General features: G+C 51.3%; 14 protein-coding genes. 6 read left to right on the top strand and 8 right to left on the bottom strand.

Going from position 1 to position 22,742, the window contains the following annotated elements; translation table 11 throughout:
• Positions 1–133 precede the first annotated feature (133 nt).
• From AC3Y23_RS12270 to AC3Y23_RS12255, 4 genes are all read right to left on the bottom strand, one after another.
• The gene (locus AC3Y23_RS12270) at positions 134–1,009 is read right to left on the bottom strand and encodes a phytoene/squalene synthase family protein (RefSeq protein ID WP_379199157.1); all 876 of its coding nucleotides are present in this window, start codon (positions 1,007–1,009) and stop codon (positions 134–136) included.
• A complete protein-coding gene (locus AC3Y23_RS12265) occupies positions 1,006–2,469 on the bottom strand; it encodes a phytoene desaturase family protein (protein WP_379199155.1) in 1,464 nt (487 codons plus the stop codon). Before AC3Y23_RS12265 ends, AC3Y23_RS12270 begins: the two co-directional genes overlap by 4 nt.
• Complete coding sequence (locus tag AC3Y23_RS12260) at positions 2,466–4,016, bottom strand: phytoene desaturase family protein (protein WP_379199153.1); 1,551 nt, start codon at positions 4,014–4,016, stop codon at positions 2,466–2,468. Before AC3Y23_RS12260 ends, AC3Y23_RS12265 begins: the two co-directional genes overlap by 4 nt.
• Positions 4,017–4,217: 201 nt before the next feature.
• Complete coding sequence (locus AC3Y23_RS12255) at positions 4,218–5,132, bottom strand: MerR family transcriptional regulator (protein WP_379199151.1); 915 nt, start codon at positions 5,130–5,132, stop codon at positions 4,218–4,220.
• Between the two features lie 221 nt (positions 5,133–5,353).
• Here AC3Y23_RS12255 and AC3Y23_RS12250 point away from each other — a divergent pair, with 221 nt between their 5' ends.
• On the top strand, positions 5,354–6,886 hold the full coding sequence (locus AC3Y23_RS12250; RefSeq protein WP_379199149.1) for a phospholipase D family protein: 1,533 nt from the start codon (positions 5,354–5,356) through the stop codon (positions 6,884–6,886).
• Between the two features lie 171 nt (positions 6,887–7,057).
• Here the strand turns inward: AC3Y23_RS12250 and cls are convergent, their stop codons facing one another.
• Positions 7,058–8,566 carry a cardiolipin synthase gene (cls, locus tag AC3Y23_RS12245; protein WP_379199147.1) on the bottom strand — a complete coding sequence of 503 codons (1,509 nt, stop codon included), beginning with the start codon at positions 8,564–8,566 and terminating at the stop codon, positions 7,058–7,060.
• A gap of 214 nt (positions 8,567–8,780) precedes the next feature.
• Here cls and AC3Y23_RS12240 point away from each other — a divergent pair, with 214 nt between their 5' ends.
• From AC3Y23_RS12240 to AC3Y23_RS12230, 3 genes are all read left to right on the top strand, one after another.
• Positions 8,781–9,701, top strand: coding sequence for a TetR/AcrR family transcriptional regulator (locus AC3Y23_RS12240; protein WP_379199145.1), 921 nt, complete (start codon positions 8,781–8,783; stop codon positions 9,699–9,701).
• A complete protein-coding gene (locus AC3Y23_RS12235) occupies positions 9,698–12,904 on the top strand; it encodes an efflux RND transporter permease subunit (RefSeq protein ID WP_379199360.1) in 3,207 nt (1,068 codons plus the stop codon). Before AC3Y23_RS12240 ends, AC3Y23_RS12235 begins: the two co-directional genes overlap by 4 nt.
• 364 nt (positions 12,905–13,268) lie before the next feature.
• Positions 13,269–14,213, top strand: coding sequence for a 1-phosphofructokinase family hexose kinase (locus AC3Y23_RS12230; RefSeq protein ID WP_379199143.1), 945 nt, complete (start codon positions 13,269–13,271; stop codon positions 14,211–14,213).
• 171 nt (positions 14,214–14,384) lie between these two features.
• Here AC3Y23_RS12230 and AC3Y23_RS12225 read toward each other — a convergent pair whose 3' ends face one another.
• Both AC3Y23_RS12225 and AC3Y23_RS12220 read right to left on the bottom strand, forming a co-directional pair.
• Positions 14,385–15,065, bottom strand: a complete 681-nt coding sequence (locus AC3Y23_RS12225) for a TorD/DmsD family molecular chaperone (RefSeq protein ID WP_379199141.1) — start codon at positions 15,063–15,065, stop codon at positions 14,385–14,387.
• Between the two features lie 356 nt (positions 15,066–15,421).
• On the bottom strand, positions 15,422–16,045 hold the full coding sequence (locus AC3Y23_RS12220) for a LysE/ArgO family amino acid transporter (protein WP_379199139.1): 624 nt from the start codon (positions 16,043–16,045) through the stop codon (positions 15,422–15,424).
• Between the two features lie 371 nt (positions 16,046–16,416).
• On the opposite strand from AC3Y23_RS12220, the gene AC3Y23_RS12215 reads away from it, so the two are divergent.
• Entirely contained in the window at positions 16,417–18,024 is a 1,608-nt protein-coding gene (locus tag AC3Y23_RS12215) for an aminotransferase-like domain-containing protein (RefSeq protein ID WP_379199137.1), read from the top strand.
• Between the two features lie 231 nt (positions 18,025–18,255).
• Here the strand turns inward: AC3Y23_RS12215 and AC3Y23_RS12210 are convergent, their stop codons facing one another.
• The gene (locus AC3Y23_RS12210) at positions 18,256–21,960 is read right to left on the bottom strand and encodes an immunoglobulin-like domain-containing protein (RefSeq protein ID WP_379199135.1); all 3,705 of its coding nucleotides are present in this window, start codon (positions 21,958–21,960) and stop codon (positions 18,256–18,258) included.
• 157 nt (positions 21,961–22,117) lie between these two features.
• On the opposite strand from AC3Y23_RS12210, the gene AC3Y23_RS12205 reads away from it, so the two are divergent.
• A complete protein-coding gene (locus tag AC3Y23_RS12205; protein ID WP_379199133.1) occupies positions 22,118–22,720 on the top strand; it encodes a TetR/AcrR family transcriptional regulator in 603 nt (200 codons plus the stop codon).
• Positions 22,721–22,742: the final 22 nt, after the last annotated feature.

The raw sequence follows: 22,742 nt of genomic DNA, 5'->3' as shown, positions 1-22,742 counted from the left end.
TTCATAACATGGATAGCATAAAGAGCATAAAAAATAAGGAAGAGAGCATTGGAAAACTGTAATTGCCGCGGGACTTCAAACAGAAGCAATAGCAGCGCACCTACGAAATACCACACCCAGAACAGATAGTGAATCATCGGAATCCTGCCGCCGTTTCCTGTTCTCCCAGTATTAATGCATAACGGGCTAGTGTTCGCTGAAAAATAAGCATTTTGGATTCATCGCTGACATAGGCCCGGCGGCGGAAAACATCGTATCCACCAGCAGCTACACTATCCAAAATTCCGGCATAATAAGCCGCCGCCAATTCCACAGCCAATCCGCTGGCAGGCGGGTAGGTTTCAATATTCTCCAACCCTCTTTGAAACCAGCCGAGCGCCACCTCTCTCAGCTCTTGAAGAACTGCTATAAACCGGTCGTTCACCACACCCTGTGCCAGCTCTTTTTCGCTGTATCTATGTCGTTCCATAACCTCTAGTGGAATATATCGCCGTCTCCGCTCCAGATCTTCGCCTACGTCACGGATAATATTTACGAATTGCATCCCGATCCCCAAAGCGATGCCTGAAGCACGAACCCCATCGCCCCCGTCATCCCGAAGTACGGGCAGAAGCATCTCTCCAACAGTCCCTGCAACCAGATAGCAGTAAGACTCCAATTGCTCCAGCGTGTCATAGTGTGTAAACACCAAATCCTTGAGTTGACCTTCCATTTGCAGCAGAAACGGCTCTTTCTTCAATTGCGGAAAGCTCCGGAACAACCAGCGAATGGCCGGCCAAATGAAATGCCCTTCCGCCTGCTCCAGATGGAGAAAATGCTCACGAAGCTCATGAATACTATAAGGCGATTTGTCCGGCTCATCGACACTGTCGTCTATGAGCCGGCAAAAGGCGTATATGACATGCACCGCTTCCCGGCGTGGGCTAGGAAGTCCGGCAAAGGCCTTGTAAAATGAGGAAGATCCTTGCTTAATCATCTCTTCACATTGCTGCAATACACGTTCAATCATGAGTTCATCTCCTTTAGCAATTCATGAACTGCCAGCTTTGCACCTTGCATGACTATTGGCACGCCACCACCGGGGTGAACGGATGCTCCGGCAGCGTACAAACCCTTAATGGGATAAGGCTGCGATTGTGGACGGAATACACCTGACTGTGATAGTAAGGGCGCGATGCCGAAGCTCCCGCCTCCGTACATGCCCTCTTTCTGTGCATCAGCTGGTGTGCGGACCTTACGCCATACCATGCTGGCTGCAAGCCCGGGAAAACCACGCTTCTCTGCGTCGGCAAGCACTTGAGAGGCCACACGTTCTGCGGCCGTCTCCCAATCCACTCCTGAGGCAGACGGGACAGGCACCAGAAAATACAGCACACTCTCTCCAGGCGGAGCGGCACTTTCATCCAGCGCCACCGGATTAAAAACATAATAAGAAGGATCTCGGGGAATACGCCCATCGTGGAATAACTCCTGTAGACTGGCATTCAGACTATCTGGGAGAAAGAATTGATGCGTCAGCGATTCCTCCCATCGCCTGGAGGCCCCCACGTAGATTAGCAGACAGCCCGAAGAAGGGGTATATGTGGCTGGAGGCCGTTTACGCCGCCGGGCTTTTGGTGGCAGGAGCTCATCCAGGTACGGAAAATCGCCGTTATACAAAACGGCATCATACGACAGTAACTCCCCTTTCACCACTACCCCCTCACAGCGACCCTCTTGAACTGTTAGGGACTCTACCTCGGTATCCAGATGCACACTTACGCCCCGGCGTTCCAGTTCGCGGGCCATTATTCTCGGCAGTTCGCCATAGCCGCCCTTCAGCATCCACACACCGAAGGCATGCTCAGCATAAGGAAGCATCGTGTAGATGCCAGGGGTCTGGAAGGGTGCACCGCCTATATACAAACTTTGCAGAGAATACGCATCCTTCATTTCCTCACTGGAAAAATATTGTCCTACCGTTTCCCTCAAATTCTTATAGGCTCGAAGCCGGGCCATCAGCGCCAGATTCCTGGGACTGAAGAAGGCTCTGTGAGACTTGAAGTTCCGTTCCAGAAAAGAAGACTTGCCCTGCGGATACAAATTGGACATCGTCTGCATGAATCGTATAAATCCCTTGCTTTGGCCAGGAAATGTCCTCTCTATTTCTGCTGCCTGTTCTTCTAATCCGTTAACCTTGGTCAGTACTTGACCGTTCTTAAAATGAATGCGATATAACGGATCACAGCGCAACAGCTCGATGCTCTCCTGCGGAAGGCCCCCCTCCTCCAGAATGCCCAGCAGCATCTCCGGAAGAAGAACAATGGTTGGCCCCCGGTCGATTCGGTACGGACCCTCCTCTTCAAAAACCACCCGTCCGCCGACCTGCGACGCGCGTTCGAATAACGTTACTTCTTCACCACGCTGGCTGAGCAGCAGCGCTGCTGTGAGCCCACCGATTCCGCTGCCAACGATTGCGATCCGGCTCACAGCGAGACCCCCTTTCCGGTAAAGCCTGCCCGAAAGGCTCTACTGCGAACAGTTTCATCGTGTGCCTTGAGTAGCTGTACACTGATCTTGGCCGACTCGAAGATCGTCGGCAAGCCACTCCCGGGATGTGTTCCGCCCCCAACCAGCCAAATCCCCTCAACCTCCTGGAAGGTATTGTGGGGCCGCAGATACATCATCTGCCCAAGGTTATGAGCGAGGTTAAAGGTAGCCCCGTTATAGACATCCAGCTGATTCTGCCAATCCAGCGGAGAGAAGAATAGACTCTCCTCGACACGCTGTGGCAGATCTGCAAGCCCGGGCAGACGCTGCAGGCGATTCATCATCTCTTCCTGTATACGGGCCCCTTCTTGCGCCCAGTCGATATCGGCCGTCAAATTGGGGACCGGCATCAGTACATATAGAGAAGATTTTCCAGCAGGCGCCAGCGTTGGGTCGAGGACGGAGGGATTGTGCACATAAATAGAAGCATCAGCGGATAATACGCCGCGGCGGGTAATGTCCTCGACATTGCGACGGTAATCCTCCGCAAAATGCACAGAGTGATGGCTAAGATCCACCGCCCCGCTCACCCCTAGATATAGCATTGCTGTAGAGCAGGAATAGCGTTTACGGTCAATTTTCTGCGGCGTGTACCTCTTCAATAGGCCTGGCTCAAACAGCTCGGTCATGGCTGTACCGAAATCAGCACCAAGAACAATATAGTCAGCCTCCACCTTCTCCCCGTTCTCCAGCAAGAGCCCGTTTGCACGACCATTCTGCACCAGGATTTGTTTAACCCCGCACGAGGTGTGGACGCTTCCCCCATGTTCGGCAATAACCTCCGACATCGCCTGAAGAACTTTGTTGATCCCGCCTATAGGATGGTAGAGCCCGTAACGGTGCTCCAAATAAGAGAGTATAGTGAACGTCCCTGGACATTCCCAAGGGGACATCCCTAAGTATTTAGCCTGGAACGTAAACGCATAGCGTAAGCGCTCATCTGCAAAATATTTAGAGAGACGATTATATACTGTATCTGTTGCATGCAGCTTTGGCAGTGCACGCAGTACATCTTTTTTGACGTAATCCCTGGGAGATTGAAAGGGCCGCTGCAGCAATGGCATGACCCGTTCAAATTTATCCTCTTCATCAGCCATAAACTGACGATAACCGTTCCCGTTACCCGGAAACAGTCTCTCAATTTCCTCCTCCGTCTGAAGTCCATCAGTTGAAGGTTTAAATACTGTCTCACCAAAATGCAGTGAATAAAGGGGATCTAGCCTCAGTAATGTGACGTAATTCTCCAAGGAGCGGCCAGCTGCGGTGAACAGCTCTTCCAGCAGATGGGGCATCATAAGAAAAGTAGCCCCCCGGTCAAATCGGTAAGCGCCAAGCTGAAGCAGACCCGAACGGCCACCGACTGTATCCCGCTTCTCATAAACCTCTACCCGATATCCTTCTGCAGCCAGTAGCATAGCAGCTGCTAAACCTCCCGGCCCCGCTCCAACAACTGCAACCTTTGCGGCATTCTTTTCTCGCAGCGCCATGATCTCTCCTTTGCACCCCTTTTTTTTCGTGTAAACCTTATACAAATAACCTTATACAAAAATGATACAAATATCATACAATCATTAGTCCAATTAGTAAATGCGCAAGAGTAAACAAAAAAAGGAATCTGCGGACTCACTTCAAAGTGAGTCCGCAGATTCCCTACAAACAATGTTATCCTCTTCTCCCTTTCCAGGGATTTACTTATTCCTTAACATCTCTGCAAATACATCGTCAAACCAATGCTGCCAGCGATCTGGCGGCTCGTTAATAACATACCGGGCAACCGATTCGGTAGTTGATGCATCGTATCCCTTGCCGCCCACAATAAACGCCGCTTCCGGACATTTCTGTTGGAGCCGCCGAATTAGTTCTTCTGTATAAGGAAGCAATTCCGGGTTAGTCACGGACAGGCATATCGCTCCGATGCTACTCTGCTGCCCCAGCATGGTCATCACCCCTTCTTCAGGGGTATTAGCACCCAGATAGATGACCTCTACACCGTTCTTGCGTAAAAAAAGTGAAAATAACAGCAGTCCGACCTGATGATGTTCTCCCGCCGGGCAAAAGGCCAGCACCTTCGGCAGATGCTCATCGACAGGGAAAACATGGAAAAATTGATAGAAACGATTAGTCACCATATGCGTAATATAGTGTTCCTGCGCCACGGTCGCGTTCCCCTTCTCCCAGGCATCGCCTACCATGACCAGAACCGGAACCAACACCTGATGAACCATGGCCTCGTATCCGAACAGAGAGAAGCCGTAGTCGATCAGCGCGTTCGCACGTTCACCCTGAAACTCATAGAGTGCAATGTATATTTGATGGTTCATCTTCTCGAAAGCATCCTGCGAGGTTCCGCCTTTAGAGGCGCTCCCTTCATCCAGATGTTGGTTTTTCCTCGCCTTGAGCAGTCGAACAGCATGTGAAATACTTATGCCCTGCTGCTCAGTCTGTTCCTTCAGCCAGCGCAGGTCTTCCACGTTATCTCGGGTATACAGTCGGTACCCCGATTCTGTCCGTTCAGGGGTTACAGCCTGATACCTGTTCTCCCAGGCTCTCAACGTCACCGAAGGGACACCTAACATTTCAACGACCTGCTTTATGGTATACATGCTGCCATTCACTCACTTTCCCACACGGCAAAACCTAATATTTGAATACACAAACCTTATACAAATTATTTACATTCATTATACATAAGCCTTTGTAAGCTGTCATCCGCTGTTGTTCTAAGTCCATTTGCTTAGTTTTCCTTTAGAAGCGGTAATAGATGGTTACAATACTTAAAATACAATGGATGAGGAGTAATCGAATGTCCAACAGGAGGACTATCATGAATTCAGGCCGTCGGCGCTCTGCGCCCTCCCCTTCGCCTCCATCCCACACCATCCGTGGAGGAGATCTGTCCAAAAGGAACGCCCGCTCCTTCCGCCGCTGGATGCTTTTCATCGTGGGCATCTGTATATTGTGGCTGACTGCCGTTATGATCTACCAGACCCATAAGCCGCTGCCATCCGGCCTTTCTTATGAAAGCCCCTTATACAAGGTCAGCCAAGTACATTTCTGGCATGACTTGACTCATGCGAACGGTACGGTAAACGGCTCACAGGAGGAGCAAATTCTGCCGCGCATTCTCCAGATCATCGAGGAGTCCCGGAAGTTTCTGGTGATTGATATGTTCCTTTTCAATAATTACACACATAAGGATCAGCATTTCCCGCCTATCAGCAAAAAGCTCACGGATAAACTGCTCGCCCAGAAGGCAGCCTATCCCGAGATAGAGATTGTGTTCATTACCGATGAAGTTAATACGAATTACAATTCAGCACCTAACACGTTGCTAGAAGAGATGAGAGCTGCCGGCATCACGGTAATTATGACAGATGTCGATAAATTGAGAGACTCCACACCCGTATATTCTGCCATCTGGCGTACCTTCATTCAGTGGTTTGGACAATCCGGCAAGGGGTGGATTCCCAATCTGATGGCCAGTAACGGTCCGAAAATCACTGTACGCTCTTATTTGAAGCTCTTGAATGTTAAAGCTAACCACCGCAAGCTGGTTATGAATGAGACAACAGCGCTGATCTCCTCGGGTAATATACACGATGCCAGCGCCTACAACTCGAATATCGCCCTGGAGGTTCAAGGCCCCATTCTGGCCGATATTTTGCAGACTGAGCAAGCTGCAGCGAATCTTTCTGGAGCAGGACCCTTGCTGAGCGAGGAACCCGTATTTTCTCAGGCCAATGAGAGGAGCGCCGGAGAACCTCTTGAAGTCCGATATCTGACAGAGGGTAAAATCTATAAATACACGCTTGAAGCAATCAACTCCGCGGGACAAGGGGACACCGTATGGATGGGCATGTTCTATCTCGCCGATGACAAGGTCATTAAGGCGCTGCTTAATGCATCGAGACGTGGTGCACACGTCCGGTTACTGCTGGATCCCAATCAAAATGCGTTCGGCAGAGATAAAATCGGTATCCCTAACCGGCCTGTAGCCATGGATTTGAACCGCCGTTCAGACGGAAAGATCGCCATCCGCTGGTACAATACAACGAAGGAGCAGTACCATGCCAAGCTGCTTTTTATCTCCAGGGAGAATGGGAGGTCCGTCATCCTCGGCGGATCTACCAACTTCACAGCCCGAAATCTCAATGATTACAATCTGGAGAATAACCTGTGGGTAACGGTACAGAAGGATCAGCCGCTATACGCTGAAATGGAGACCTACTTCACCTCTCTATGGAATAACGACGGTGCAGCTTACAGTCTCCCCTTCGATGCTTACCAAAGTGGGGTTACGTGGATCAAATACATGGTGTTCCGTATGCAGAAATTCATTGGGTTCACCACTTTTTGAATAGATCCTGACACAAGTAGAAACGGCTTTGCCGACCGCTAAGGGACGGTGTCCGATTCAGCGAGAAATCTAAGGATGATTTATAGCGTAAAACATATAATTTGTTATATTTTCAAAAAAACCACTTGGAGAACCTTAACAGAAGGCTGTCCAAGTGGTTTTTATTCTCTCCTACAGCAGCGGAGACATCAGACGTGCCGCAGACTCCAGCACCCGTTCCATCAACCGTTTGTTCATGAATTCCTCATGCACAATCAGCCTTGTGGAGAGCAGATCACGCTCGAAGTCCTCGACAATCCGCGCTACACTCTCTGTCCGGATCAACAATGCATTCACCTCGAAATTCAGGTGGAAGCTACGCATGTCCATATTTGCCGTGCCAATCGTAGCAATTTCCCCGTCCGTAATGAGCAGTTTGGAATGAATAAAGCCCTTCTCATACTCATAAATCTTCACACCAGATTCCAGCAGTGCCGGGAAATAGGAATGGGACGCCAGAAACGGAATCCACTTATCCGGTTTGGCCGGAAACAGCAGCCGCACATCAAGCCCCGACATTGCCGCAACGCGCAGTGCAGTCAGAATATCCTCATCGGGAATGAAGTACGGAGAAGCAATCCATACCGATTTTTGCGCAGAGGTAATCATGGAGAAAAAGAGATTCTTGAGCGCCCGGCGTTCATTATCTGGTCCACTGGCAATAATCTGCACTGCCCCGTCTCCAGCCATATACCGCAGCTTGGGCGACAGGTAATCCTGCTCCAGAATCTTCTCCCCTGTCGTATGCATCCAGTCCTGGAGGAAAATAATTTGCATCGTCCGTACCGCCTCACCACGTACCAGCATATGTGTATCGCGCCAGAACCCATATGTTTTGCTGCGGCTCAAATACTCGTCACCAACGTTAAGCCCGCCCATAAAACCTACATCGCCGTCGATGACGACGATTTTGCGGTGATTCCGATAGTTTACCCGACTGGAGAAAAAGGAGGTCGAGTTGCCATAGGCCGCCACTTGCACCCCGGCATTGCTCATTTCCTTCAGAAAGGACTTGGAGAGCTGAATGCTGCCAACCGCATCATACATGAATCGGACGGTGACACCGGCACGCGCCTTTTCAATCAGGATCTGCTGGATGCGTGTCCCGATATGATCTGCCCGAAAGATGTAATACTCCATATGAATATGATGCTGTGCCTGCCGCAGCTCCAGAAGCAGGGTCCCAAAAGTCTCTTCCCCGTTGGTTAAGACCCGCGTCTCCGACGTACAGGAGATCGGCGTCCGTGCCAGCCGTTGTGACAACCCCAACAGCTTCTGATGTGGCTCCGCAAATTCCGACCAATCAAAGTGGGTGCGCAGCGCATCGTTCTCAATTCGCTCATAGGCCATCAGGTCGAGCTGGGCCTTTTTATCATATTTACGACGCTTGAATACGTTCTGTCCGAACAGAAAATAGAAGACAAGTCCCACTACCGGGATCAGCGCCAGCAGCAAGATCCAGGACATCGTTGTGGAAGGATTACGGTTCTCCATGGATATAGCAAGTCCGATGGATATGACCGTTAATGTAGAGAAAATACTAATAATGGTCGTGCCGGTACTGCCGAACAGACCAAAGCCGAAGTAATAAAAAGCTATAAAAGCTCCAATAATGACAATTGCCTGTAGTCCTCTTCTCATATTCTACCTACCTTCTTTTTACATCACGAAAATGACACATTTATATATTACATGAATACAGGGGTTCTTCCTACAAAATCGATGGCAAATTGATAATTGCGACAAAATTGTAACCTTTTTTAGTGTAAATTTGTAATACCCAGAAAGTTGTAATATAATTTTCATGACTATCAAGTCAATTTCAGAACTCATTAGTCAGAAAGGGGATTCGTCGGTGGCAGACCGCACCCAGGACAAGAAAGAACAGATTATCAAGACGGCGATGCAACTGTTCGCTGTGAAAGGTTCTTCCTCCACTTCCATGCAGGAAATCGCGGAGCTAAGCAGCATGTCCAAGGGCAGCCTCTATCTCCTGTTTAAATCCAAGGAGGAGCTGGAACGCAGCATTTATATATACTGCTTCAAGATGATCCGTGACCCGCTGGTCCACGCAGAACAGGAGACCGGGAAGACACCGCGCGAAAAACTGCGGAACCAGGTCGAAATTCTCCTCAATCATGTATACGAGCTTCGTGAGTTTTTGCAGCGACAAATTCAGGATTTTGCCGGAAAAGGCCATTCCGATATCCCCGAATGGCTGCAAAAGAGTAATGTGGCAATGATGGGCTGGTTCCAGTCTAAGATGGAGAACGTCTATGGTGAGCAAATTTTGCCCTATACAGGCGATTTATTCATGATCGTCCACGGCATGATCAGTTCTTATGTTCGTGTTCTCTTCCACCCCGAATCCTATGTACCTACGGCACGCATGGCGGATCATCTTATTCATATGATGGACATCATCACGGCCTCCCTGCTTGCAGACAAACCCGCCCCGCTCATCTCACATGCGATGGTTGTAGGGATGCTGGCGGGTCAAGAGGAGAGCTTACGCAAGAATCCGCTGCAGTTGATTAAGGAAATGAAAGACCTGCTCAGCGCCGCCCCTCTCAAGACGAGACAACAGAAGGATGCCGCGGATTCACTTATCATTCTGGAAGGGGAAATGCTGGTTCCCCACCCGCGGAGAGCCATCGTTCAAGGAATGCTATTTAACCTGCAGGCTTGTCCCGAACTTGCCGAACCTCTGAAGGAATTAAGAAAGTTGTTATCACCTTATATGTATAACCAAGAGGAGCTGAATTGTACGCCATGAAAAGTCTGATTAATTTCTCACTCAAAAACAAATTTGCGATTTGGCTTCTGACGATCATCATCGTCTTTGCCGGTCTCTACAGCGGACTGACCATGAAGCAGGAGACCCTGCCGAATATCAGTATTCCCTACCTGAGTATCACAACGATTTATCCGGGTGCTGCGCCAGAAGGGGTCGTGAACGATGTCAGCAAACCCTTAGAGCAGAAGCTGCGCAACGTGGATGGTGTTAAGACACTGACCTCCACATCGCTGGAGAACGCCTCCAGCATCTTCATTGAATTTAATTACGGCACCAACCTGGACAATGCGACAGCGGCCGTCCGTGAGGCATTGAATGAGGTCGTCCTGCCAGACAACGTGCAAAAGCCGAGGATTTCCCGCTTCAGTCTCAGCTCTCTTCCCGTCGTCTCCCTCAGCCTTGCCGGTGATGGCTCCAAGCCACTTGAAGAATTGACCAGCATTGCGGAGAACGACATCCGTCCAGCACTGGAAGACCTTGAAGGCGTGGCCTCCGTACAAATTGCCGGGCAGTATGTCAAGGAAGTCTCGCTGAAATTCAATCAGGATAAGCTGAAACAATATGGACTGACCGAAGATACAGTAAAAGGCATCGTTCAAGGCTCTTCCCTACGCGTGCCACTTGGTCTATTCGAAATGGAAGAATCGCAGAAAGCCGTCGTTGTTGATGGAAATGTCACAACGATTGATGACTTGAAAAATGTCGCCATCCCTGTAATGCCAAGCGGTGCTGGCGCAACCGGGGGGGCTTCTGCCGGAGTACCTGGAGGTGCAGGAGTACCTGGTGGGGCCGGAGCACCAGAAGCTGCTGGTGGCGCTGCAAATAACGGTGGAGCCGGTGCGAATGCTGCAGCCCGTGCAGCACTCGGAGCAGGGCTACCTACCGTCAAGCTTGGCGAATTGGCGGATATTGAAGTTGTAGGCCGTTCCGAATCCATCTCCCGTACCAACGGGAAGGAATCCATCGGTATTCAGATCGTTAAGGCCAATGATGCCAATACCGTTGAAGTCGTCAACAGTGTCAAGAAGAAGACCGAGGAGCTGAAAGAACAATTCAAGGGTCTCGACCTGACGGTTCTGCTCGACCAAGGCAAGCCGATTGAGGATTCGGTAAGCACAATGTTATCCAAGGCTGCCTTCGGTGCCTTGTTCGCAGTTATTATCATCCTGATCTTCCTGCGGAATATCCGTTCGACGATTATCTCGATCATCTCTATCCCGCTCTCATTGCTGATTGCGGTTCTGTGCTTGCGCCAGATGAACATCACCCTGAATATGATGACACTGGGCGCCATGACCGTAGCCATCGGACGGGTAGTCGATGACTCCATTGTTGTCATTGAGAATATCTACAGGCGGTTATCGCTATCGGGCGAGAAGCTGCGCGGTAGAGAGTTAATCAGCGCGGCAACACGCGAAATGTTCGTGCCGATTATGTCGTCCACCATCGTTACGATCGCCGTGTTCCTGCCGCTTGCTTTTGTCAGCGGAATGGTTGGCGAGCTGTTCCTGCCTTTTGCCTTGACTATGGTCTTTGCCCTGCTGGCATCGCTCATTGTAGCCATCACGCTTGTACCGGCAATGGCACACTCGTTGTTCCGTAACGGGCTCAAAAAGAAGAACGATCATCATGATAAACCGGACAGATTGTCTGCCTGGTATCAGAAAGTACTGGATTGGTGCTTGAATCACAAGCTGGTCACTTTTGGTGTTGCTGTTATCCTCCTGGTGGGCAGTCTGTTCCTGATCAAGCCGATTGGCGTCAGCTTCATGCCATCCCAGGAAGAGAAGAACATTACATTGACCTTTTCACCAAAAGCAGGACAACGTCTGGAGGATGTACAGGCACTGGGCCTGAAAGCGGAGAAATATATTTTGGCTCAGACGCACGTGGATAAGATGCAATATTCCATCGGCGGAAGCAGCCCGTTCAGCTTAGGCGGTTCTAGCGGCAAGTCGGGATTGTTCTATGTTGCATACGACAGCAATACGCCTGATTTCGAATCCGTGAAGAAGAATCTGATCGAAGGACTCACCAAGGAAGTTCCGGAAGGAGTCTGGGGCGACATGTCCGAGATGGCCGGTGGCGGCCTCGGCGGCAATACGCTGACGGTAAATATTTTCGGAGACAATCTGGATCAATTGAAGCCTGTAGCCGATGAAATTGCCGGAATTGTACAGAAGGATACAACCAACTTCAAGGATGGCAAAACAAGTCTATCCGCAGCCTATGATCAATACACTATCGTAGCGGACCAGCAAAAGCTTAGCTCACTGGGCCTTACTGCCGGACAAATCGCCATGAAGCTCAGCCCTGCTGGAGCACGTCCGGTTCTGACCGAGGTCAAGCTGGATGGCAAAAACTATAACGTCTATATCGAAACCGAAAAAGATACGTATTCCAGCATCAAAGAGATGGAAGATGCGCATCTTACTTCGCCGCTAGGCATCAGCGTGCCGATCGGTGAGGTAGCCAAGGTAGAGAAAGGCTCTTCACCGGACTCGATCACTCGTATGGATGGCAAAATGAAAGTAGATGTTACGGCGAATATCATCGCTAATGACGTTAACGCCGCTTCCAATAGTGTGAAGACTAAAATCGAAGACCTTAATTTGCCGGATGGTGTAACTGTTAAATTCGGTGGTGTGACAGAACAGATTAATGACACCTTCGGACAACTTGGTATCGCTATGGCTGCCGCAATCGCCATCGTATACTTCGTATTGGTGGTTACCTTTGGCGGCGGGCTTGCTCCATTCGCCATTCTCTTCTCACTTCCGTTCACCGTCATCGGAGCACTGGTTGCCCTGCTGTTAGCCGGGGAGACCTTGAACGTCTCCGCCCTGATGGGTGCTCTGATGCTGATTGGTATCGTCGTCACCAATGCGATCGTACTGATCGACCGTGTTATTCATAAAGAAAAAGAAGGACTCACCACCAGGGCAGCCCTGCTGGAAGCAGGCGGTACGCGTCTGCGTCCGATCTTGATGACAGCACTCGCTACCATTGGCGCATTGCTGCCGCTCGTAAGCGGACTCGAAAACAGCGCCGGTATCATTTCCAAGGGCCTCGGTGTCACAGTTATCGGTGGTCTCATCAGCTCCACGCTCCTGACACTCGTGGTAGTGCCGGTAGTATACGAATTCCTGATGAAATTCCGCAGAAAGACTGTGGAAGAATAAAACTAAGTCTATAGCTTCACTATATTCGTATCGGAAGCACAGGCTGTCGCCAGATTTCAACCGCTGGGAGTAGTTTATAAAGAAGAAATCTGGCGACAACAGCGAATGAAGTCCACACATTCCGCTGTAGTGACGACCGAACCTTCTGTTCGATCTTAAGTTTGTCTTATAAGCAAAAAGCTTTTACTTGTAAAGCGATTGGATGATCCAAGAGGCCCCTCCGCAAATGGAGGGGCCTCTTGGCATGTAACAGGGATCTCCCCGTCAGAAGGGATCCGGCGTAACGGGGGTGTGGCATCTTGTGTCAGGCGATTTCTGAACAGTACAATGAAATTATGGATGCCTATAGAAAGGAAGAACTATTATGATTACAACCGTCACGCTGAATCCGGCTGTCGATAAAATTTATACTGTACCGGGATTCCAAATAAACGGTGTTCACCGGATCACCGATTCCCTGACTCTTCCCGGTGGCAAAGGCGTCAACGCCGCACGGGTTTTAAGCCAGTTAGGGGCAGAGGTAACCGCCTGCGGCTTTGCCGCTGGATATACGGGTGAGCAGCTACTCGCCGGTCTGGCTGAAGAAGGCGTCGACGCCGACTTCGTCAAGGTCACGCAGGGAGAGACACGGCTGGCCTTGACCGTGCTCGACTCTGCTTCTACTACCCAGACGGAGCTGATCGAGTCTGGGCCGGTCATCACCGGGGAGGCGCTTTCCGCCCTGCGCAGCAGGCTGGAGAAGCTGGCCCGCCGATCCCGGTGGGTACTGCTCTCGGGCAGCCTTCCGCCGGGCTGCCCCCCTTGGCTCTATGCGGAGCTGGCGGATATCGCCCATCACGGCGGTGCCCAGGTGATGCTGGACGCCAGCGGCGAGGCTCTGCGCCTCGGCCTTCAAGGCCGGCCCGAGCTCGTGAAGCCCAACGAGCACGAAGCCGCCGAGCTGGCCGGTCTGGCAGACACCGGCAGCGAAGACACTGCTCGGCAGGCGCTGGAAGCGCTGCTGGAGCTAGGGGCGCGTGACGCTGTCGTCACGCTGGGGCCCCGCGGCGCTGTCGCCGCCGCGGATGGGCAGCGTTACCGTGTGACGCTGCCTTCGGTCACTGCCGTGAGTCCACTCGGCAGTGGAGATGCCACGGCCGCCGGCCTACTGGCGTCGGCTGTGGCCGGGGGTGACTGGCCGGCGCGGCTTACGCTCGGCGCGGCCTGCGGCACGGCAGCAGCGTTGCAGCGCGCTGCCGGCTTCGTGAACCCCGGCGATGTGGCAGCCATTGCCGCCGGGGTTGCCGTCACCGTCCTGTCCCGGGGCTGACACGGGGCAGAACGGTGACTTGCAAGCAAAGAGGGGGCGTCTCCCGGTCGACGCCCCCTCTTACTTTCAAAAGCAGCTTCGCGCTGCAATTGAAGTACATAAACATAAACCAACTAGTATGGACTCGTTGACCTGATCATACGAAGAAAAGCCCGGTTGCCCGGGCTTTTCTTACGACATAGATGTAGCACTTGTCTCCAGCGAAGCCTTCCAGGCTCGCAGCATTTGCAGATCCTGCGGCAAAAATTCCTCCAACATGTGACTCAAACCTAGGTATAGCTTGCTCTCCGTTAAGGAATTAAGACTTTCGCAGAACTGCGGGGTCCATTTCAACAGATGCTCTTCTAAGAAAGCCACCTGAATCTCCAGCAGCTCCATGGCACTTCTCACCGTAAAGCAGTTGTACAACATCCGTTCGTGCATTACTGCCATGAATTCCAGTTCAATGGCAATATGATCATCGGCTTCACCGCCGCATTTCTTAAATACAACTCCTGCCGAAGCATATACATCGGACAGGACATTACAGAATTCTTCAGCCCGGCCCCGGTTAGCTGCTTCGCGTGCAGCTCGCACATTCATCAGCCGGGTGTATTCCTCTGTCTCCTGCTTGCAGACCTGCGGCAGCTCGCCAGGCTCCTGGCTGCAGAGGTAACGCTTAAGCTCGCGGCCACCTTCGGTCATCTCTGCAGCGACGCTCATCTGGCGTCTGCTGCACCACTGGGCCACCAGCGAAAGAGATGGCTTTCTCCCGAAGAAATCCACCAGCAATTGATATATTAATCCCCGACTTTCCAGCCAACGGGTGTAAGCCTCCGGCACAACAAGCGATGAAGCGGATTGTAAGGTCATTTGACAAATCCTCCCCTATTGTTATTCCCGGGTACCGCGGCAAGGAATAGCCGCTCGGCATCTTCCGGTATCCTAGCTGTGTTCTTGGAAAAAGGATGCAATGTTCTTTCTATATCTAAATTATATCGGAACCATAAAACGCTTTAAGTGAGCATTCTATGTCCATTCCCGTCAATTGTCGCAGATCTGTCAAATTCAGCAGCGAATCGGCAGGCGCTCGGGAATCATCCAATTTCACTATCTCCACAGAGGTCCCAGTCGATTCTAATTTTCCTCTGCAAGCCGTGTTATAACTATTATATGCCTGCGGAAGACAAGCAATTCCAGTCGCTAAGATGGAGAACTATCCAAGAGAATCACAGGTCTCCACTCCATATATTCCACAACTGCATCCCCATATAAACTGCAATCGCCCAGATTAGTAGCGCCGATACCCTGTTCAACACACGCAGAATCCGGCCGGAAGGATCGGCTTGTCCTACCAACCGCCCGGCGGCGGCAAGTCCGATGAACCATAGCCAGGAGACAGCAGCCGTCGCGCCGGCAAATATCCACCGTTCTCCACTGCCATATTGCAGGGAACTGGTTCCGATGACACCAACAGTGTCCAGCAGTGCATGAGGATTTAACAGGGAGACCGACAAGGCATAGGCAATCTGCCCCTTCGCCGATAGCACTTTCACCTCGCCTTGCGTCGGAGCGCTACCCCAGATTTTCCAGCCCATATAAGCTAAAAAAACCAATCCCACGCTATAAATTACAGGTGTTACCCAGCTCACGGACATGACAACCAGCGAAACTCCACCAACAGCAGCACCAATTAGCAGCGTATCGCATAAAGAGGCGGTCAGCACTACCGGCAGCACGCCGCGAAACCGTGGATGCAGCGAACCCTGATTAAAAACGAATATATTCTGTACCCCCAGCGGCAAAATAAGTCCAAACGCCAATATAATTCCATGTATAACTGCTTCAAGCATTTGCAAGAACCTCCTGATGATTCGTTTAGGATGAGAAATCTGTGCGGAGCAGCGTAACTGCGCCCCATTGATAGTACCTTCCCACTACATAAACCGTAACCATCCAAGTTCTTCAACAACACCCAACCAAGACATAATAAAGCTACCTGTTCATGGTATACTCAACGCAGAATTCACTTCAACTCAGGATATACTTCAACGCAGGATATACTCAACACAGTAAAAGTCCCAACCAGCGCAAAGATATACATTGTGAACCCCTTGGCTTCCATGATTGTAGACAGGTTCTATATAAACAATAAGCAACTTAACCTAGCCCATCTTACCCCTCGACAATGTCGATTTTATCTTTCTTATAAAGGAGTTCTGCCGTGCAGCCCACTTCCAAGCAATCCGCTTTTCCTTCTCCTGCATCAAAAGACAGCATGTCTCCAGGGGACACTCTCAACGTCACTTCATCATCAGGAACGGCCAATGCCAGCGGCACTGGTGAATGGCAGCCAGACATAAACTCTACGCTACCACTTCATGCCCAGATAACAGACTATTTTATCGGCAAAATCAATAGTGGAGCCTGGCCCCCTGGCATGCGACTGGCTCCACAGCGAGAGCTGTGTCGACAGCTTGGTGTCAATCGCAGCACCCTTGTAACCGCATTGGGGCAACTGACGGCGATGGGCTTGATTGAGGGGAACAGAGGCGGTGGAACTCGAATTGCTGCTCCCTCCCCCAAGTGTGGTGATTCCAGTACCGAGCAGGAATCCATCAATTTCGGCGGACTAGTCCGGGCAGGTAACTGGAATGATTATGTAGAGGAAGGCATCCATTATCCCAATCTGCCTACCATCCAGGCCATTAACCGATTGGAGTATGAACGGGGGCTAATCCGCCTTGGCACAGGTGAACCTGCTCCGGAACTGCTGCCTGGTCAGGTTATGCAGGAGATTCTCGCTGGACTCGCGTGCGAGCCACTGTTGCCGCTGTCCTACGAAGAGCCGCTTGGTAGTCTGGAACTGCGAACAGCCCTCAGCAACAAGCTATCCGCATCCGGTATTCAGACTTCTCCCGCCTCCATCCTAATTACCTCGGGGTCATTGCAAGGACTGCAGCTTATTGCCATGGGGCTGTTGCCTCGTGGCGCAGCCATCCTGCTGGAGAAACCGTCCTATCTCTACTCTATCCATGCCTTCCAGTCCACAGGCGTGAAGTTTCGCGGCCTGCCAATGGATGAACGGGGACTAATGACGGACAGCATTGCGCAAGAGGCTTACCGGAGCAATGCAGCTATGTTATATACCATTCCGACCTTTCATAATCCTACCGGTATTTTGATGGATGAGGAGCGACGGAATGCACTGATGACCACTACAGGCGCCCTTGGTCTGCCGATTCTGGAAGACGGGGCCTATCAGGAGCTTTGGCTGGATGCACCTCCGCCTCCGCCACTGAAAGCCCTGGATCATGAAGGACGTGTCCTCCACCTCGGGACCTTATCCAAAGCCGTCAGTCCCGGCCTGCGCATTGGCTGGATCGCCGGCCCTGAACCAGTCGTCGCGCGTCTGGCCGATATTAAAATGCAGAGCGACTATGGCGCAAGCTCCCTGTCTCAGCTTGCCGCCGCCCGATGGCTGAGCGGCGGGTATCATGAAGCGCATGCTCATACCTTGCGACAGCAACTGCGAATGCGGCGAGACGCAGTCCTGGAGATGCTTCAGATCCATTTCAGCGAACTGGCTACCTGGAACATACCTGCGGGCGGCTTCTACATCTGGCTGTCGCTTCATCAGCCATTGCCCCTGCGCAAGCTGTTCAAAGCAGCCCTGCAGTCCGGCCTGCTGCTCAATACTGGCGATCTGTACGACCGCGGGGACAGCCGCCATCTGCGGCTCTCCTACACTTACGCTTCAGTCGCAGAGCTAGAGACTGGCCTGTCCATCTTGGCCGGGCTGATCCGCAATTTACAGCGCCACCAGCCTTAGACCAGGATGTCGTAGGTCCCCATCTCCTTCTCTGGCTGCTCTCTAGCAATTTGCCTTCACCATCCCTAGACCGGGATGTCGTAGGCCCTATCTCCTCCCCTGTTTGCTCTTCCGCAATTCACCAGCCTCACATCCTTAGACCGGGATGTGGAAGCCAAAAAATCCGCTTTCCCCAGCCAACAGGGAAAGCGGCTTTTTCGTTATATTCCGTCAGATACAATAACGACTGTATTAAATGGACAATGCCTCAAGCAATCTGTAGATCGCCGTTGCGGCTTCACCACGGGTTGCTGTGCGCTCTGGACGGAAGGTCTGATCCTCAAACCCACCCAGAATGCCCGCCGCAGCCCCGGTCTCAATGGACGCAGCCGCCCATTGCGGGATTGCGGAACGATCCACAAAGGTGATGCTGCTGCTTGTCTTTTTATGTGGTGCGCTGTTCAGTGCGCTTGCAAGCATCACTGACATTTCAGCGCGAGTGATGACCTCAGACCCTTTGAAAATCGTCTTGCCACCGACTTCATAACCACGGATGATTCCGGCTTCTACAGCAGCCGCAATATCTCCTGCCGCCCAAGCCGGGATAGCTTCCTGATCGGCAAAGCTTACAGCATTGCCGGAAGACTGCAGTCCCAGAGCTCTGGCAATGAGGGTAGCGAATTGAGTCCGAGTCACCTTCTCATCAGGACGGAAGCTATGATCGTCGTAACCTTTCATGACTTCCATACCAATCAGGCGATCCGTGTAGGCCTCAGCCCAATGATTGTTCAAATCCGTCATCGGCAGGGCTTGATAGTTGAACACGGCATAAGTGGAGAAATGATTAATGCTAGTAGTAACACTGCCAGCGGCATTGTCTGCTCCACCTACATAAATCCACTTGCTACGCTGTTCATTGTAATAATAGACCGCAGCTTTATGACCGGAAGTGATCTTGTTCTTATCATAGACCAGTGTCAATTCGACCGGCTTATTGAGCAGGCCAGCATTAGTACTGGTAATCTCAACGCCAGAGCTAGCGGCTGTCAGTGTTCCGCCAGCTGGAAGTGCTACCGGTTTGAGCGCTACTTTACTGTCGCCAGCCAGTGCTCCTGCCGGGATCTTGAGATCGGCTGAATCTTTAAGACTGGCAGCCCCTCCCTGCACCGCATTGACTTGAAGCTCCACGCCTTCGGCGGATGGCTTCGTAGTATTTCCCGGAGTCGGGGAAGGAACCGGGGTAGGTGTAACAGTTGGAACCGGCGTAGCAGTTGGCGCAGGAGCCCCGCCATTACCGTTACCATTACCCGGGCGAGCAGATACCATTACCGTACGTACGACTTCCACGGCACTATTGCCGGCCAAGTCCTTAGCATTGTATTGCAGCTTGTAAGTACCTAGCGTTCCGGTATCCACCGAACCGCTAACCACGATAGGGCCTGCAATTCCTAATTTGTCCGTAACTTCCGCACCTGGATCAACAAAGGTATCGCCTTGGGTCAACGTAATCGTGCTGCCACCCTTCAGCGTGATCACTGGTGCTGTGCGGTCAATATTCACAGCAAGCGGCAGTGTAGCCGTATTACCGAGCGAATCCGTAGCCCGGAACTCCAACGTATGCTGTCCTTCAGCTGTGATCTTCAGAGAATGTTTGCTTTCGTAAGGCTGGAAATCGCCACTTCCATCCAGGGACACCTGCAGGGAAACCGTAGTGCCTGGAACATAAACGCTGGCAGATACACTCACATTGAAATCTTGGTTACTCCAGGCACCACTTGGTTGTTGAGCTCCATCTGCAGTGTGAATCACCCCAGAAAGCTCAAGCGGTGTAATGCTGTCGTCCCCGCTAAGATTGACTTCAAAGGTCTTCACCTCAGAAGCGTTACCGCGCAGGATCGTTGCTGTCAAGGTAATCGAAGTATCCTTTTTCGGACGGAAAGCCAGCTTGCCTTCCTTGGTCATCAAGACTGGATTAGAACTCTCCCAGACGATACTTGTCCCCTGCCCACCGGCAGCAGGCAGATACAAGTCACTCTTCACAGCGCTAAGATCGCCAAGTGTCAACTTTTCTTTGGCCAACTGTACAGCTTCTAGGTCTGTATATTCCTTGGCTTTTACTGTAACCTCGAACGTCTTCACAGCGCTCTGTGTACCGCGACTAATCGTTGCTTTGAGTGATACCATCGCATCCGGCTGTCCGGCAGCAGGACGGGTAATATAGCCGGTTCCGTCAGCGACGCGAATCACGTCTGCGTTTGAGCTCTCCCATTGAACCTTGGCCCCATGCTGGCCTTCGGCTGGAAGCTTCAGATCTGCGATGATTCCGCTAGTATCACCGAGATTAAGTGTAGCTGTCGTATCTTCCACAGCCTGCTTATCGGTGTATGGCTCTACGTTCACAAATATCGGGTTGGAGTAGAACCACAGATCGCCATAGTTGCGGCTGTTGATTTCCTGGAAGCGGGTAGCATTATCGACAGTGTTATTCTTTACATCAAGTAAAGGCTCACCGTCTTTCGTCTCTCCCGGTACGTTAAGCCCGAGGTTGGTTCCTCTAAGTCGGTAATACCGGCTCTTGTCTGCCGCTCCCGGCTTGTAAGTAATCACGTTGTAGCCTTCGGAATCCTTAGTCCAGTCTGCACTAGTAAACCGGGCTACGACTTTAGTAGTATCATTCGTTGGTTTGGAATATTCAGGGGTATTCGGCTGAACCTTGCCGCTGACTTCACCAGAGATCAACTCGACATGATCCACCGAGACAGCATCACCGTTGTTGTTCTTCGCAGGACTCTTGAAGCGGATGGTAACCTCCACATTGTCACCCTGCTTAACCTCAAGCTCCCCGCCCATTGCTTCCTCACGGCCGTCGCCGGACGCCTTGAAATCCAATGCGTTGATCAGATCACCGAAGACGGAGAAAGATTTACCTGAACGCATACCGTCAACGATGTTCTGAACGCTTGAACCATCGACCCAGGTATAGTTCTTGGAGTATTCCCCCGGCCAGTATCCGCTAGAATATTTGTTATCTCTGCTGGTCTTGAAGTGGAAGTCGGAATTGGCGAAGTTCCAGAATCTGCGGCCCTCGCCAAGCAGGGCATCCCAGAAGCCACCAACTTTAGCTACTTTCACGTCAGTTCCGCCGTATACTTCAGCTGTTTCCCCCCGGTCAGGAGACATCTGGTTACCCAGCATCCCTTCGAAACCGAAAGCCACATGCGGATCAATGTTGTTGAAGTCACGGACATCCTCAATTTTCAGCTCCGAGCTTCCGCCATTCTTGCGCGATGGGTGGTTAATCAGCATGTAGCTCTCCGGATAGTGCTCACTGAGCCATTGGATCCCCTTTCGGGTATCTGCTTTGGTTGAGAAAGCTCTGTTATCCAACGCAGCCCACTTGGTAACATCCGCAGGATCGAAGAGGTTCTCAGCTCGGTTAGTGAACAAGTATTCGAACTGATTGACAGCTTTTAAAGATGCCGCTGAGCCTGGATCATTCGTCACAATACCGATAGCAGCGTGGTCATACTGCGGCATATCCCATTCAAATCCGGAGAAGATGGTCTTGCCAACATATTTTCCCGAAGCCTGAAGGCCTTTAATTATAGGTGTCTGATAGTCAATAATTCCTTTGGACATCGGAATGGACCCTCCTGGCAGAGGCGTGCCTTCATGGTCACGTCCGGACATCCGCAGATGGTCAGCCAGGAAGAGCCAGTCCAGACCATTCTTCTCAAAAGCAGTATCTAGTACATCCTTCAATGATTCCTGCGCATCATCTGACTCATAGGTATGCACATGATATTCGCCAGTCATCCATTTTCCGGTGCCGCCCGAAGGTGGACTAGTCATCGGTTCCGTTGAAGCGCCATACGCTGTAGGCAGCGACAAGTTCTGTCCCAATGTCATTACTGCCAGAGCAGCGGTTAGCAATGAACGAACTTTTTTCTTCTGCAAAATAGTTAAACCCCCAGTGAACGTAATGAATATGTAGTTCCTTCATTAAGAATAGATAAGAAGTGTAAACTCTTGTCGAATTTTGTAGCATTTTTGTGTAATATACTCTTCTACTACCCGTTATGCTATTCTTTTATCACTGGAGGAGGAAGAATCCATGGCACAATCCAAATCAAGTTCAATCTTAAGCAAAACAGAAATTCTGGATGCCGCTGAGCAGACCTTACGCCGTTTCGGGCCGGACAAAACATCGGTCACCGATGTGGCGAAGCTGCTCGGGGTCAGCCACGGTACCTTATACAGGCATTATCCAAGCAAGGTGGCATTGCGCGAGGCGGTGACAGAGAGATGGCTTGAGGAGCAGATTCTCGCCCCTCTAGCCGAGATTGCGCAGAAAACAGTAGGAGATCCGCTGGTACAGCTGCGGCTTTATATTCTGAAATTAATTGAGCTTAAACGTCGCTGTGCCTCAGAAGACCCGGAGATGTTCAAAATGTATGCAGATGTTACAGTAGATTCGGCCGCACTGATTGAAGTCCATGTCCAGCGCATCTATGAGCAGATGAGCAGTGTGATAGAACGAGGTGTCCGGGAAGGTATACTTGCAGATTCGGCTCCGCCGGAAGTACTATCCCGTTCCATCGTGCAGGCCACAGCAAGCTATCATCATCCATCCCATGCATACGAATGGCAGCGCCCTGGTATCGATCAAGAGCTCGAACAGCTGTGGGCGCTGCTGGAGAAAGGTCTTAAACATTAATCGTCTGCACATGAACTGGCAC

This window comes from Paenibacillus sp. MAHUQ-45 (assembly GCF_058133325.1).
This window is presented reverse-complemented; position numbering and strand designations above follow the sequence as displayed.